Source organism: Polaromonas sp. CT11-55 (genome assembly GCF_047303325.1).
GTDB lineage: Bacteria > Pseudomonadota > Gammaproteobacteria > Burkholderiales > Burkholderiaceae_C > Polaromonas.
The window spans coordinates 210,444-225,005 of the sequence record NZ_JBKBEX010000002.1; the positions used below are offsets into that span (position 1 = coordinate 210,444).

14 protein-coding genes are annotated in these 14,562 nt (G+C 63.9%); 10 read left to right on the forward strand and 4 right to left on the reverse strand.

Annotated features, from left to right (window positions below):
* Positions 1 to 61 precede the first annotated feature (61 nt).
* The 8 genes from ACEN8I_RS02805 (at position 62) to ACEN8I_RS02840 (ending at position 7,360) form a co-directional block, all read left to right on the forward strand.
* Positions 62 to 1,438 (forward strand): ABC transporter substrate-binding protein, encoded by a 1,377-nt coding sequence (locus ACEN8I_RS02805; protein ID WP_413326054.1) that lies wholly within the window; start codon positions 62 to 64, stop codon positions 1,436 to 1,438.
* A 75-nt stretch (positions 1,439 to 1,513) separates the two neighbouring features.
* A complete protein-coding gene (locus tag ACEN8I_RS02810; RefSeq protein ID WP_074577463.1) occupies positions 1,514 to 2,386 on the forward strand; it encodes a carbohydrate ABC transporter permease in 873 nt (290 codons plus the stop codon).
* Entirely contained in the window at positions 2,383 to 3,234 is an 852-nt protein-coding gene (locus ACEN8I_RS02815) for a carbohydrate ABC transporter permease (RefSeq protein ID WP_413326057.1), read from the forward strand. Before ACEN8I_RS02810 ends, ACEN8I_RS02815 begins: the two co-directional genes overlap by 4 nt.
* Positions 3,235 to 3,250: 16 nt before the next feature.
* Positions 3,251 to 4,321 (forward strand): ABC transporter ATP-binding protein, encoded by a 1,071-nt coding sequence (locus ACEN8I_RS02820; RefSeq protein ID WP_413326059.1) that lies wholly within the window; start codon positions 3,251 to 3,253, stop codon positions 4,319 to 4,321.
* Positions 4,322 to 4,329: 8 nt separating this feature from the next.
* Positions 4,330 to 5,097: an SDR family oxidoreductase gene (locus ACEN8I_RS02825; RefSeq protein ID WP_413326061.1), complete on the forward strand. Its 768-nt coding sequence runs from the start codon at positions 4,330 to 4,332 to the stop codon at positions 5,095 to 5,097.
* A gap of 33 nt (positions 5,098 to 5,130) precedes the next feature.
* The gene (locus ACEN8I_RS02830; protein ID WP_413326063.1) at positions 5,131 to 6,177 is read left to right on the forward strand and encodes an L-idonate 5-dehydrogenase; all 1,047 of its coding nucleotides are present in this window, start codon (positions 5,131 to 5,133) and stop codon (positions 6,175 to 6,177) included.
* A gap of 37 nt (positions 6,178 to 6,214) precedes the next feature.
* Entirely contained in the window at positions 6,215 to 6,598 is a 384-nt protein-coding gene (locus ACEN8I_RS02835) for a hypothetical protein (protein WP_413326065.1), read from the forward strand.
* A 9-nt stretch (positions 6,599 to 6,607) separates the two neighbouring features.
* A complete protein-coding gene (locus tag ACEN8I_RS02840) occupies positions 6,608 to 7,360 on the forward strand; it encodes a FadR/GntR family transcriptional regulator (RefSeq protein WP_007868430.1) in 753 nt (250 codons plus the stop codon).
* A gap of 19 nt (positions 7,361 to 7,379) precedes the next feature.
* Here ACEN8I_RS02840 and ACEN8I_RS02845 read toward each other — a convergent pair whose 3' ends face one another.
* The gene (locus tag ACEN8I_RS02845; RefSeq protein WP_413326067.1) at positions 7,380 to 7,883 is read right to left on the reverse strand and encodes an epimerase; all 504 of its coding nucleotides are present in this window, start codon (positions 7,881 to 7,883) and stop codon (positions 7,380 to 7,382) included.
* A gap of 64 nt (positions 7,884 to 7,947) precedes the next feature.
* Positions 7,948 to 9,681: a DEAD/DEAH box helicase gene (locus ACEN8I_RS02850; protein ID WP_413326069.1), complete on the reverse strand. Its 1,734-nt coding sequence runs from the start codon at positions 9,679 to 9,681 to the stop codon at positions 7,948 to 7,950.
* Between the two features lie 368 nt (positions 9,682 to 10,049).
* Between ACEN8I_RS02850 and ettA the strand changes: the two genes are divergently transcribed.
* The gene (gene ettA / locus ACEN8I_RS02855) at positions 10,050 to 11,711 is read left to right on the forward strand and encodes an energy-dependent translational throttle protein EttA (RefSeq protein WP_413326071.1); all 1,662 of its coding nucleotides are present in this window, start codon (positions 10,050 to 10,052) and stop codon (positions 11,709 to 11,711) included.
* Between the two features lie 17 nt (positions 11,712 to 11,728).
* Positions 11,729 to 12,265 (forward strand): DUF1415 domain-containing protein, encoded by a 537-nt coding sequence (locus tag ACEN8I_RS02860; protein ID WP_413326074.1) that lies wholly within the window; start codon positions 11,729 to 11,731, stop codon positions 12,263 to 12,265.
* An 18-nt stretch (positions 12,266 to 12,283) separates the two neighbouring features.
* On the opposite strand, the gene ACEN8I_RS02865 is transcribed toward ACEN8I_RS02860, so the two are convergent.
* Both ACEN8I_RS02865 and ACEN8I_RS02870 read right to left on the reverse strand, forming a co-directional pair.
* A complete protein-coding gene (locus ACEN8I_RS02865) occupies positions 12,284 to 12,649 on the reverse strand; it encodes a response regulator (RefSeq protein WP_413326077.1) in 366 nt (121 codons plus the stop codon).
* A gap of 140 nt (positions 12,650 to 12,789) precedes the next feature.
* Entirely contained in the window at positions 12,790 to 14,553 is a 1,764-nt protein-coding gene (locus tag ACEN8I_RS02870) for an ATP-binding protein (protein WP_413326079.1), read from the reverse strand.
* Between the last annotated feature and the right edge of the window lie 9 nt (positions 14,554 to 14,562).

Sequence of the window (14,562 nt, forward strand, 5' to 3'; positions counted from 1 at the left end):
AAGAGCGCAAGGCGCCGAGTTTTTGCAGTTCAACAACCCACCCGCAGAGGAGACAAGACACATGAGACTCAAGACAATCCTGGCCGCCGCGATGGTCGCGGCAGGCCTCATATCGGCGGGGCAGGCCTCCGCCCAGGAAAAACTCACCGTCTGGTGGGTCAAGGGCTTTTACAAAGCCGAAGACGATGCGCTCTTCGCCGCGATCAAGAAGTACGAGGAAAAACACAAGGGCGTGAAGGTCGAGCTCTCGCAGTACCCCGTGCAGGACATGATCCCAAAAACCGTCGCAGCACTCGACTCCGGCAGCCCGCCCGACGTGGCCTATGCCGACGTCTATGACTTCCAGGTCGCCGGCAAGTGGGCCTTCGACGGCAAGCTTGAAGACATCAGCAGCGTGATCAACCCCATGCGCGCGCGTTTCGCGCCCAACACGGTGGAGACGGCCTTTCTCTATAACGACGCCACCAAGACGCGGGCTTACTACGCCTTCCCGATGAAGCAGCAGACCATGCACATCGAGTACTGGGTGGACATGCTCAACGAGGCCGGCTTCAAGGAATCGGACATTCCCACCGGCTGGAAGGACTATTGGTCCTTCTGGTGCGACAAGGTGCAGCCCGCGCATCGCCAGAAAACCGGCAACCGCACTTTCGGCATAGGCCAGCCCCTGGGCGTGGATTCCAGCGACTCGTTCTATTCCTTCCTGACCTTTATGGACGCCTACAACGTCAAGCTGGTGAACGACAGCGGCAAGCTGCTGGTCGATGATCCACAGGTGCGTACGGGCCTGATCAGCGCGCTGACGGACTACACCCAGCCCTACGCCAAGGGTTGCACGCCGCCCTCGTCCACCAGCTGGAAGGACCCGGACAACAACGTCGCTTTCCACAACAAGACCACCATCCTGACCCATAACGCCACGATTTCCATCGCGGCGAAATGGCTGGACGACATGAACAACGCGTCGCTCAAGCCGGAAGAGCGCGAGACCGCGAAAAAGAACTACACCGAGCGCATCCGCACGGCGGGCTTCCCGAACAAGCCCGACGGCAGCAAGATGGTTTACCGCGCCGCCGTCAAGGTGGGTGTGGTGTTCAACCAGGCCAAGAACAAGGCCCGCGCCAAGGAGTTCGTGTCCTTCCTGATGCAGGAAGAGAACCTCACGCCTTATGTGGAAGGCTCGCTGGGCCGCTGGTTCCCGGTGACCAAGACCGCGCAGCAGCGTCCGTTCTGGAAAGCCGATGCGCACAGGCTGTCGGTCTACAACCAGTTCACCGCCGGAACCGTCAACTTCGAGTTCACCAAGAACTACAAGTTCACCATCCTGAACAACGAGAACGTCTGGGCCAAGGCCGCCAACCGCGTGATCAATGAAAAGATGCCGGTGGACAAGGCCGTTGACGAAATGATCGCCCGCATCAAGACAGTGGCGAACTAAGCGCTGACCGACTGAAGAAAGCCGCGCCGCCTGTCTGGACTCCCGGACCGGCGGCGCGCGTCAACAAAGCAAAGCATGAGCACTGCAACCATTCAACAGGCCGCCCCTTCTGTGCGCGCCGAGCGCGCCGCCATGACTTCGTGGGAGAAGTGGGGACTCGCGCTGGTCGTTCCCTACCTGCTGATTTTTCTGGTTTTCGTGATCTACCCCGTGGGCTACGGCCTGTGGCTGGCACGCCATCCGGACAGCTATGTCAGGCTGTTCGCCGACCCGATCTTTTTCCGCTCACTGATCAACACGGTGGTGTTCATCGTCGTGGCGGTGAATCTCAAGATGGTGGTGGCGCTGTTCCTGTCGGGATTTTTCCTGAACACGCGCTGGTGGATCAAGGCGCTGTCGGTGATTTTTATCCTGCCCTGGGCCGTGCCCTCGATTCCGACCATTCTGTCGATGCGCTTCATGCTCAACCCCGAGTGGGGCGTCATCAATACCCTGATTTTCAAGGCCACGGGCATAGACGGCCCCAACTGGCTCAACGACCCGACGCTGGCCCTGTCGTTTTCCATGCTGGCGCACATCTGGAAGTCCTTGCCCTTCTGGACGCTGATCCTGCTGGCCGGGCGCATGGCGATTCCCGCCGAGCAGTATGAAGCGGCCTCGGTGGACGGCGCCACGGTCTGGCAGAAGTTCCGCTTCATCACCTGGCCGTCCATGCGCTCGCTGTACCTGACCTCAACCATCCTTTCCATGATCTGGACACTGGGCGACTTCAACAGCGTCTACCTGCTCACGGGCGGCGGACCGGCCGACCTCACGCATGTGCTGGCCACGCTGGGCATCCGCTACCTGCGGCTGGACCAGGTCGACCTGTCCCTGGCCTCCATCGTCGTGGCCTTGCCGCTGGTGCTGCCGTTGGTGTATTTCATGATGAAAAGGTTGTCCAAATGAGCCGCATCACGTTGCGTACGGTTACCCGGGAAGCCCGACTGCTGCTGGTCGGTATTCCGGTCCTGCTGTGGACGCTGATCCCGATTTACCACATGGTGCTGTTCGCGATCTCGCCGCGCAATGAAGCCACGACAGGGCGCCTCTGGCCCAAAAAACCCACGCTCGACAATTTCGAGACGGTGTTCTGGCAAAAGCATTTCTACCTTGACCACTTCTGGGAGCAACTGGGCAACTCGCTGGTGATCGCGCTGTCAGTGGGGGCGCTGACGCTGGTGGTTTCCACCACGGCGGCCTTTGCCATCAGCCGGCTCAAGGTGCGCGGAGGCCGCACGGTGATGAACATGGCGCTTTTCACCTACTTCATTCCCGCCGCTTTCCTGGCCGTTCCCATGTATAAGACCATGGGCAACTACGGCATGCTGAACCACCAGTGGTCGCTGATCCTGGCCATGGTGACCATCGCTTCGCCCTATTGCATCTGGGTGCTCAAGCAGGCCTCCGACAAGCTGCCCTACGAACTCGACGAGGCAGCCCGCATGGACGGCGCCACGGCCATGCAACTGTTCCGGCTGGTCTACCTGCCGCTCATGGTGCCCTCGCTGGTGGCGGTCGGCACCTATGCGCTGCTGCTGGCCTGGAACGAATACCTCTACGCCTTCCTGCTGCTGTCCAAGGACACCAGCGTGACGCTGGCGGTGGCCCTGGGCAATTTCCTCGCCGCCGACGACTCACCGTGGGAACTGCTGATGGCCACCGGCCTGATCTACGCGCTGCCACCGGCGGCGATTTATTACGCTTTCAAACGCTATATGGTGTCGGGCCTGACGGCCGGTGCCGTGAAGAGCTGACCTCGAGAAAAATACCATGGCATCTGTATCGTTTCGCAATATTGAAAAGGCCTTCGGCAAGGTCAAGATCATTCACGGCATCAGCTTCGACATCTCCGACGGCGAATTTGTCGTGCTGGTGGGCCCATCGGGTTGCGGCAAGTCCACGCTGCTGCGCATGCTGGCCGGGCTGGAGGAAATCAGCGGTGGCGAGATGTCGATCGACGGCAAGGTCATCAACGAACTCGACTCCAAGGACCGCGACATCGCGATGGTGTTCCAGAGCTATGCGCTTTACCCGCACATGACGGTGCGCGACAACATGGCTTTCAGCCTGAAGCTGCGCAAGGCCGATGCCGAACTCACCAACAAGCGCGTGGGCGACGCCGCTCGCATCCTGAACCTGGACCCGCTGCTGGATCGCTTTCCGCGCGAGCTCTCGGGCGGGCAGCGCCAGCGCGTGGCCATGGGGCGGGCCATCGTGCGCGACCCCAAGGTCTTCCTGTTCGACGAGCCGCTGTCCAACCTGGATGCCAAGCTGCGCGTGGCCATGCGCGCCGAAATCAAGGCCCTGCACCAGCGCCTGAAAACCACCACGGTCTACGTCACGCACGACCAGATCGAGGCCATGACCATGGCCGACCGCATCGTGGTCATGCACGACGGCATCATCGAGCAGATAGGCACGCCGCTGGAGCTGTTCGACCGCCCCGGCAACCTGTTTGTCGCGCAATTCATAGGCTCGCCGGCCATGAATGTCCTCAAAGGCGTTTTGCGCAAGGAGGGCGGCCGGGCCTGGGTTGAGGCCGAGGGCCACCAGTGGCCCATAGGCCAGATTGCCCAGGCGCAGGACGGCCAGCCCGTGCACTACGGCGTGCGGCCCGGCGACCTGTCGCTGTCCGCCACGGGGCAGGGCATTCCGGCCAGGGTCATTGTGGTGGAGCCCACCGGCGCCGAGACCGAGTTGCTGCTCGAGGTGGGCGGCGCGAAGATCATCGTGGTGATGCACGGCCGCACGGCGGTGCGCCCCGACGACATCGTGCACCTGGACATCGCGGCCGGCAAGACCCATGTGTTTGACGATGCCAGCGGCGTCCGCCTGGATTGAGGGCGTCCATGGTTCTGAACTCCTTCAGGCTTGACGGGCGCCTTGCGCTGGTGACCGGCTCTTCGGGCGGCATTGGCTTTGCATTGGCGCGCGGCCTGGGGCAGGCGGGAGCCACCCTGGTGCTCAACGGCCGCGACGGCGCGAAGCTGGAGCAGGCGGCCGGCGTGCTGCGCGAAGAGGGCCTCGTCGTCCATACACGCGGTTTTGACGTCACCGATGCCGCCGCAGTGCAGGCGGCGGTGGAGGACATCGAGGGCACGCTGGGCGGCATAGACATTCTCGTCAACAACGCCGGCATGCAAAGGCGCATGGCCCTGCAAGACTTCCCCGCGCAGGACTGGCATGAGTTGATGCGCACCAATGTCGACAGCGTCTTTTTTGTCGGGCAGGCGGTTGCCCGGAAAATGATCACGCGCGGCAGGGGCAAGATCATCAACATCTGCTCGGTGCAGAGCGAGCTTGGGCGGCCCAACATCGCGCCCTATATGGCCAGCAAGGGCGCGGTCAAGATGCTGACCAAGGGCATGGCGATCGACTGGGGCCCTCACGGCATTCAGGTCAACGGCCTCGGGCCCGGCTACTTCAAGACCGAACTCACGGAAAAGCTCGTGGCCGACGAACAGTTCAGTGCCTGGCTCACGGGGCGCACGCCCAGCAGGCGCTGGGGCGACGTGGCCGAACTGGCCGGCGCGGCTGTGTTCCTGGCCAGCGATGCCTCCAGCTTTGTCAACGGCCATGTTTTATATGTCGACGGTGGGGTGACGGCGACTTTGTGACGCCGCCGTCCCGCGCAACCAGGGAGAAATATCATGCGTGGACTTGTCTGTCATGCGCCCCTAGACCTGCGCCTTGACGCGCTGGACACCGAAACCCTGGGTCCGCAGCAGCTGCGTGTGCGGGTGGCCTATGGCGGCATTTGCGGCTCGGACCTGCATTACTTCCAGCACGGCGGCTTCGGCACGGTCCGCATCAAGGAGCCCATGGTGCTGGGCCATGAAGTGTCGGGCGTGGTCGAGGCCGTGGGCAGCGAGGTCAGCGGCCTGCGCGCCGGCCAGCGTATCGCGATTTCCCCTTCGCGGCCTTGCGGCGTTTGCCGCTTTTGCCAGCAGGGCTTGCACAACCACTGCATGGACATGCGTTTTTACGGCAGCGCGATGCGCTTTCCGCACATCCAGGGCGCTTTCCGCGAAACCCTGGTCATCGAGGTCGCCCAGGCGCATCCCGTGGCCGACGACCTGCCGCTGTCCGAGGCCGCGCTGGCCGAGCCCCTGTCGGTTGGTCTGCACGCGATTTCGCGCGCCGGCTCGGTATTCGGCAAACAGGTGCTGGTCACCGGTTGCGGCCCCATAGGCGCCTTGCTGATCGCCGGCCTGCGCCGCGCGGGCGCGGCCCGCATCGTGGCGGCCGATATCGCCGAGCTTCCCCTGGCCTGTGCCAAAAAGATGGGCGCCGACCAGACCATCAACCTGGCCCAGGAGCCGGACGGCCTGGCGGCCTTCGCCGCCGGCAAGGGGCAGTTCGATGTGATGTTCGAGGCCTCGGGCAATGAGAAAGCCCTGGTCGCAGGTCTGGATGTGGTGGCGCCGCGCGGCGTCATTGTGACGGTGGGCCTGGGCGGCAATGTGTCGCTGCCGCTCAACACCCTGGTCGCCAAGGAGCTGGAGCTGCGCGGCACCTTCCGCTTTCACCCCGAATTCGCCGTGGCGGTGGCCTTCCTGAACCAGCGCCTGATAGACGGCCGGCCCGTCATCACCGACATCGTCGCCTTCGAGCAGGCCACGCATGCCTTTACACTCGCCGGCGACAAGCGCCAATCCATGAAAGTGCAGATCGCCTTTGGCGGCGAAGCTTCATGAAGCGCCTGCTTTTTATCGCCATTCACCGGAGTCCCTTGTGACGGTTTTTTCCAAAGTCATTCTTTACACCGATACCGACGGCCGGGCCAGATTCCGCGAAGAGGCCGTCCCGCTGGGCGAAGGCTCGCCGCAGGCCATGCTGTCGGAAGTGTTCGCTTCGGGCGGTTACCAGCTGCGCCACAGCCCTTTGGGCTTTCGCAGCCAGTTCCATTGCACGCCGAATCCGCAATGGGTGTTCATCCTGGGCGGCGAGATGGAAATCGGCCTGCAGGGCGGGGTCTCGCGCATCTTCAAGCCGGGCCAGCATTTCTACTCGGCCGACGTGCTGCCGGCCGGCGCCACCTTCGACCCGGCCCTGCACGGCCACTGGAGCCGCCAGGTGGGGCCGGACCCGCTGGTCACGCTGTTTGTGCGGGGCTGAAGGCGCGCCATGGCCACCATGAAAAACGTCCACGGCAACACGGTAGACCATATCGGGGAAGCCATCGTCGCGGGCCGTTATGCCGCCGGCATGTCCATGCCGCCGGAGCCGGTGCTCTGCGAGGAACTGGGCGTGAGCCGCACGGTGGTGCGCGAAGCGGTCAAGTCGCTGATTGCCAAGGGGCTGGTCACCACCGGCCCCAAGGTCGGCACCCGCGTGCTGACCGAGGAGCACTGGAACTGGTTCGACCCCGACGTCATCGCCTGGAAGGCCAAGGCCGGCATCACGCCCGAATTTTTGCGCGACCTGCTGGAGCTGCGGCGCCTCGTGGAGCCCGCCGCCGTGCGCATGGCTGCGGAGCGCGCCACCGCGCAAGAGATCGCCGAGATCGAGGACGCCTATGCCGGCATGAAGCGCGCCGTGGAAGGCGGCGGCGACTACGTCACCTACGACCTGCGTTTTCACCAGGGCCTGCTGCGCTCCGCGCACAACCGCATGCTGATCCAGATGAGCAAGGCGTTGAGTGCCTTGCTGCGCACCAGCTTTGAAATTTCCACCATCCGCAAGGACGGCCCCAAGCGTTCATTGCCGCTGCACCGGGCGGTGCTGGACGCGGTGATCGCCCGCAACCCGGCCAAGGCCGAAAAGGCGATCCTGGTATTGATCGACGGCGCACGCGAGGATATCGAGCTGGTGCTCGGCTCGCGGCGGCGTTTGCCTAAATTGAGTAATCCGGCCAAGCAGCTTAAAGCGGCGGCCTGAGCGTCTTTTTCTTGGCGTCTTAGCGGCGCTGCATGTCGCCGGACAGGACCACGTGGTGTCCCTGGCGAACCGCCACTTCTTCGACCAGCGTGCGCGCAACGCTGTCCGCTGAAATGGACTGGTAGTTCAGCGGTATCACGCGGCTGAGGCGTTTTGAAAGATTGATCGCCAGCTTTTCACCGCCGCGCAAGGGCTGGCCCAGCGATTCCCGGTCGCCCGCCAGAAATGACGGCCGCACCACCACCAGCGTGGCAAAACCGAGCTGCGAGAGCGCTTGCTCGGCCTCGCCCTTGACGCGGGTGTAGAAGAGCATGGAATGCGGATCGGCGCCCATGGCGCTGACCAGGCCCAGGCGCGTGGCGCCGGCATTACGGCCGGCACGGGCCACGGCCAGCACGGCGTCGAAATCCACCGCCCTGAAGGCCGCGCGGCTGCCGGCGGTTTTGATGGTGGTTCCCAGCGCGATGAAGACGTCGTTTACCGGCGGGGCCTTGAAACCGGCAAAAGAGTCGACTAAATGCACAACCAGCCGGCTGTCGTGCCGGGCCGGTGCGCGGCGGCCCACGCAGTGGAGCGCCGAATAGCGTTTATCGGCCAGTAAAAGGTCCAGGACCGCCCGGCCGACGAGGCCCGTTGCCCCGGCCACCAGAGCCACCCGCGCCGCCGCCGGAGCGGTTGCCGCGGTAGTTGCCCCGGTTGCCGCCCGTGGGCTGGCCGGAGGAGGGGAAGCCTGAGGAGGCGTGGCTGGCGGGTTGGCGGTCGTCGAAGTCATTGCGTGGCTCCCTGGACTCGTTGCGGGGTGCGCGCGGCTGCAGCTCGTCGCGCTGGCGTGGCGCCTGGGCCTGCCGTGGCGGCTGGCCGTTCTGGGAATAACCCGAAGCCTGGCGCGGCTGGCCGGGATTGGGGGTGCGCGGGCCGCGGCCGCTGCCGCCGCCATTGCCACCACCACCATTGCCACCGCTGGCGGGGCCGCGTCCGCGCGCGCCGCCATTGCCGCCACCGTTGCCGCCGCCTGCGCCACGCGCGGGCTGGGCGCCCTTGCTGTCGCGGATGCGTTGCATCATCTCGGTGCGGGCGGCCTTGGCGGCGGCCTGCATCACTTCGCGGCTAGGCGGCTTGCCCAGGCCGCCCCAGATGGTCTGGCGGCCCATGGCCAGCGGCTCGGCGCGTTCGCCGGGCTCGGCTTCAAAACCGGGGACGATGATTTTTTCGATGTTCTGCTTGGTGAAGCGCTCGATGTCCTGCATGAAGCCTTCCTCATCGAGGCAGACCAGGCTGACGGCTTCGCCGCTGTTGCCCGCGCGGCCGGTGCGGCCAATACGGTGCACATAGTCTTCGCTGACGTTGGGGATTTCGTAGTTGACCACGTGCGGCAACTCGTCAATGTCGATGCCGCGGGCGGCGATGTCGGTGGCCACCAGCGCGCGTATCGTGCCGCTCTTGAAGTCGGCCAGCGCCTGTGTGCGGGCCGTCTGGCTCTTGTTGCCGTGCAGCGCCATCGCGGGGATGCCGTGCTTTGTCAGGTGCTCGGCCACGTTGTTGGCGCCGAACTTGGTGCGGGTGAACACCAGCACCTGGCTCCAGTTGTGTTCGTTGATGATGTGGGTCAGCAGCGCTTTCTTCTTGCTGCGGCCCACGGGGTGTATGGTCTGCGTGATGCGCTGCACCGTGGTGTTGCGCGGCGTGACCTGGATGGATTCGGGGTTCTTGAGCAGGCCGTTGGCCAGCTCGCGGATTTCATCGCTGAAGGTCGCGCTGAACAGCAGCGACTGCTTTTGCTTGGGCACCAGGGCCAGCACCTTCTTGATGTCATGGATGAAGCCCATGTCCAGCATGCGGTCGGCTTCGTCCAGCACTAGGATCTGCACCTGGCTCAGGTCCAGCGTGCCTTGGCTTGCATGGTCCAGCAGGCGGCCGGGGGTGGCGACCAGGATGTCCACGCCGCGGCGCAGTTTTTCAATCTGGGCGCCCATGCCCACGCCGCCGAACATCACCATGGAGGTGAGGTCGGTGTATTTGCCGTAGGTGCGCACGCTTTCCTCGACCTGGGCCGCGAGTTCGCGGGTGGGGGTCATGATCAGGGCTCGCACGGCGTTGACGCCCCGGCGATTGGTCAGGCGCGGCTCGGTAGATAGGCGCTGCAGCAGGGGCAGCGTGAAAGCCGCGGTTTTGCCGGTGCCGGTCTGGGCGCCGCCCAGCAGGTCGATACCTTTGAGCACGGCGGGGATCGCTTGTGCCTGGATGGGGGTGGGGGTGTCGTAGCCCTGCTCAAGCACGGCCTTCAGAATGGCCGGGGCCAAATTCAATTCTTCAAATGTCATGATGTGGCGCCGTAGGGCGCTTTGGATCGGCCTGTTGGGCGCCCTGCTGGAGGGCAACCCGCCAGTCAAAGGCAGATGGGGTCAGAAAGTGGGCCGAAAACATCATAAGCAGCCACTTGAAGCGGTACCCGGATGTGCCCAAATGTTGAAGGCAACTGGAGCCAGCAACCCCTGTATTGTCGCACAGCAACGATAATGGGGCATTCACGCAGAAAAACACGCCCCTTCAAAAGGCGTTGGCGCCCCGGCGCGGCGTGTCGTTCCAGCCCGCAAGAAAGCCTGCCGATAGCCTGTAAAAATAGCATTTACAGGTGGCAAGCAGTCCGTTTTCCTGCATTGTTTTTTCATTTTTACCAAAGTAAATCCTGATGGCTCAGTACGTTTTCACCATGAACAAGGTCGGCAAGATCGTGCCGCCCAAGCGCCATATCCTCAAGGAGGTGTCGCTCAGCTTCTTCCCGGGCGCCAAGATCGGCGTGCTGGGCACCAACGGTTCCGGCAAGTCCACGCTGCTCAAGATCATGGCCGGCCTGGACAAGGAAATCGAGGGCGAAGCTACCCCCATGCCGGGCCTGAACATCGGCTACCTGCCGCAGGAGCCCAAGCTGGATCCCGAGCACACGGTGCGCGAGAGCGTGGAAGCCGGCATGGGCGCGGTGTTTGCCGCCAAGGCCCAGCTGGAGGCCGTGTACACGGCCTACGGCGAGCCCGATGCCGATTTCGATGCGCTGGCCGCCGAGCAGGCCCGCCTGGAAGCCATCATCGCCACCGCCGGCACCGATTCCGAGCACCAGCTCGAGATCGCCGCGGACGCGCTGCGCCTGCCGCCCTGGGACGCCAAGATCGGCGTGCTCTCGGGCGGTGAAAAACGCCGCGTCGCCCTGTGCAGCCTGCTGCTGTCCAAGCCTGACATGCTGCTGCTCGACGAACCTACCAACCACCTGGACGCCGAATCGGTGGACTGGCTGGAGCAGTTCCTGCAGCGCTTTTCGGGCACCGTGGTGGCCATCACCCACGACCGCTACTTCCTGGACAACGCCGCCGAGTGGATCCTGGAACTGGACCGCGGCCACGGCATTCCCTGGAAGGGCAACTACAGCAGCTGGCTGGACCAGAAGGGCGAGCGCCTGGCGCAGGAGCAAAAGGGCGAGGAAGCCCGCGCCAAGGCCCTGAAGAAGGAACTCGAATGGTCGCGCCAGAACCCGAAAGCGCGCCAGGCCAAGAGCAAGTCGCGCCTGGCCCGTTTCGAGGAACTGTCCGACTACGAATACCAGCAGCGCAACGAAACCCAGGAAATCTTCATTCCCGTGGCCGAGCGCCTGGGCAATGAGGTCATCGAGTTCAAGAACGTCAGCAAGTCCTTCGGCGACCGCCTGCTGATCGACAACCTGAGCTTCCAGGTGCCCGCGGGCGCCATCGTCGGCATCATCGGCCCCAACGGCGCGGGCAAGTCAACGCTGTTCAAGCTGATCGCCGGCAAGGAGCAGCCCGACAGCGGCGAAGTCGCCATCGGCAAGACCGCGCGCATGGCCTTCGTTGACCAGCACCGCGACGACCTGGCCAATGACAAAACCGTCTGGGAAGACATCTCAGGCGGCCTGGATATGCTGACCGTCGGCAAGTTCACGATGCCCAGCCGTGCCTACGCCGGCCGTTTCAACTTCAACGGCGCCGACCAGCAAAAGCGCGTCGGCATGCTGTCGGGCGGCGAGCGCGGGCGTCTGCACCTGGCCAAGACCTTGATCGCGGGCGGCAACGTGCTGATGCTTGACGAACCCTCGAACGACCTGGACGTGGAAACCCTGCGCGCGCTCGAAGACGCCTTGCTCGAATTCGCCGGCTCGGTGCTGGTGATCAGCCACGACCGCTGGTTCCTGGACCGCATCGCGACCCACATCCTGGCCGCCGAAGGCGACAGCCAGTGGACCTTCTTCAACGGCAATTACCAGGAGTACGAAGCCGACAAGAAGAAACGTTTGGGTGAAGAGGGTGCAAAACCCAAGCGCGTGCGCTTCAAGGCTTTGCACTAGGCTTGGGGAGCGTGGCCATGACAGACCAGGAGGTTCTGGACAAAACCCGCTTGTGGCTGGAAAAAGCCGTGATCGGGCTCAACCTGTGCCCGTTTGCCAAGGCGGTTTATGTCAAGAACCAGGTGCGCCTGGTGGTCAGCCATGCCCGGCATGCGGATGACCTGCTGGAGGAGCTGGACCGCGAGCTGGACCTGTTGGTCGCCACGCCGGCCGAAGAGGTCGACACCACGCTGCTGATCCATCCCACGCTGTTCGAGGACTTCCTGGACTTCAACGATTTCCTGGAAATTGCCGAAGGCGTGGTGGACGAGCATGGGCTGGAGGGCGTGATTCAGTTGGCCAGTTTTCACCCGCGTTTCCAGTTTGAGGGCACCGAGCCCGAGGACATCGGCAACTACACCAACCGCGCGCCTTTTGCCATCCTGCATTTGCTGCGCGAGGACAGCGTGGAACGGGCCGTGGAGGCCTTTCCCGAGGCCGAAGCGATTTTTGAGCAGAACATCCAGGTGCTCGAAAAACTGGGCCACCAGGGATGGAAGGCGCTGGGCCTGTAGCCTTCCGGTCGCAGCTCGCTATTTGGGCAGATACTGCTTGAGCACCGCCTGCAGCTGGGCGAAATTAAAGGGCTTGGTCACATAGGCGCTGGCGCCCAGGCGCAGGGCTTCCTCGAGCCGCTCTGACTCGGCGCTGGCCGACAGGAACACCAGAGGCACCTGGCTGAGCGCGCGGTCCGCTTGCAGCGCGGCCAGCACCTCAATGCCGCTCATCTGCGGCATCATCACGTCGCAGAAAATCAGGTCCGGCCGCTGCTCACGGGCCAGCTGCAGGCCGGCGCCACCGTCCGCCGCTCCCAGGCCTTCGTGGCCCTCGAGCCGGACGAAGCGCAGCAGGTTGTCCCGGATATGGGACTCATCTTCAATCACCAGAATGCGCGCCATTGTTCTTTCGTAGCGAAGGCCCCGGCTGTCATTGTTAGGGGGCGGATTTCCCTGAGCCGCCAGGCCGCGGGCTGCACCGCTGGCCTGGCCTGATGCCCATCTTATAGCCTTGCTCCGGTTTTGGGCCGGTTTTCACCGCCTTAAATCGTGACGGTGAATCGCGTACCCTGGCCTACCATGCTGGCGACCTCTATACGGCCGCCATGCAGGTCGACGGAATTTTTCACGATGGCCAGCCCCAGGCCCGTGCCCTGGATCTCCCCGACATTGCTGGCGCGGTGGAACCACTCGAACAGGTGGGGAAGTTCTTCGGCCGGAATGCCTATGCCCTGGTCCGACACCTCAAAAATCACCCGTCCCTCCGACGAAGAGACCCGAAACAGGATTTTCCCGCCCTGTGGCGAGTATTTGATGGCGTTGGACAGCAGGTTGCCGAAAATATGGCGCAGCAGCTTTTCATCAAAAAACCCGACCGCCGGACTGGCCTCGAATTCCAGGGCCAGCTCGCAGCCCGCTTCCGAGTGCTGGATGCGGGCGTCCTCGATCAGGTCCTGGCAAAGTACCTGGAGGTCGACCTGCGCAGGCTGGAACTCCAGCATCTGCGCCTCCACCTTGCCCAGCAGCAACACGCGGTCCAGCATCTGGGTCATGCGCCGCACGCCGGTTTCTATGGTGGCGATGACGTCGGCTTTTTCGGGCCCAGGCAGCCGGTCGCCGTAGTGCTTGAGCAGCTCTGCCGACGACAGGATGAAGGCCAGCGGCGTGCGGAATTCATGCGAGGCCACCGAGATGAAGCGAGACTTCATGTCATTGAGCTCGGTCTGCCGCTGCAGGGTCTGGCGCTGCGTGAGTTCAGCCTGCAGGCGGGCCGTGGCGTCCACCACGAAGATCAGCGTCGCCTCGCGCTTGCCCCATTCGATCTTCACGGCGGAAAGCTCCAGCGAGCGCACCTCGCCGGACTGGGTGATGACGCGAAAGCTGTACATCGAGTCCACCTCGTCGCCGCGCAGGCGCCGCTCATGGCGCTCGCGCATCACCGGCAAGTCCTCGGGGTGGACCGTCGCCGTGTAGGGCTGGGACAGCAGATATTCGCGCGGATGGCCCACGATGCGCTCCAGGCTGGGGTTCACGAACACCATGCGGTCGTCCTGTACCACCACCACGCCGACACCGACGTTTTCAATCACCGTGCGGTAGCGCTCTTCCGATTTGCGCAGCTCGTCCAGCGCCTGGTAGCGCTCGATCGCGCTGCTCACGTGGTTGGCGACAAACGAAAGGATGTCGGCGTCCGTGTCGCTGTATGCCACGCCCGGTTCATAGCCCTGTACCGCCAGCACGCCGCCTATGGCGCCGCGTATGTGCATGGGCACGCCCAGCCAGGAACTGAAGGTCATGTCGCCGCTGCCTTCGGTCACCTGGCCGCCGGCTTCCAGCAGCTTGAGCCGCGCGGCGTCGATGATCTGCGGCCGGCCGGTGCTCAGCACGAACTCGGTCAGCCCGCGCCGGTAGGGCACATTGCTGCGCTGCAGCGTGTCGCCGTCGCGCTCGTCCACGTAGTAGGGGAAATCCTTGCGCTGCTTTTGCGCGTCGTAGAGGCACACATAGCAGTTCTTCGCGTACAGCAGCTCGCCCAGCAGGCCGTGCACCGACTGCAGGAAATCGTAGAAGGAAAGGTCCGCCGCCGCTCGTTCGGCGATGCGGTAAAACACCCGCTGCAGGGTTTCGGCCTTTTTCTGCTCCCGTGCCTCGGCCTGCAGTTCGCGGGTGCGCTGCTCCAGCCACAAGGTGGCCGAGGTTTCCTGCTTCTGCTTTTCAAGCTGCAGGTCCCGGTAGTCGGCCTGCAGCGCCTGGTATTGCTGTTGCAGCTGCTGGAGCTGGCGTTGCAGGTCGGCGTCAGACGGCATGGCGCGGCT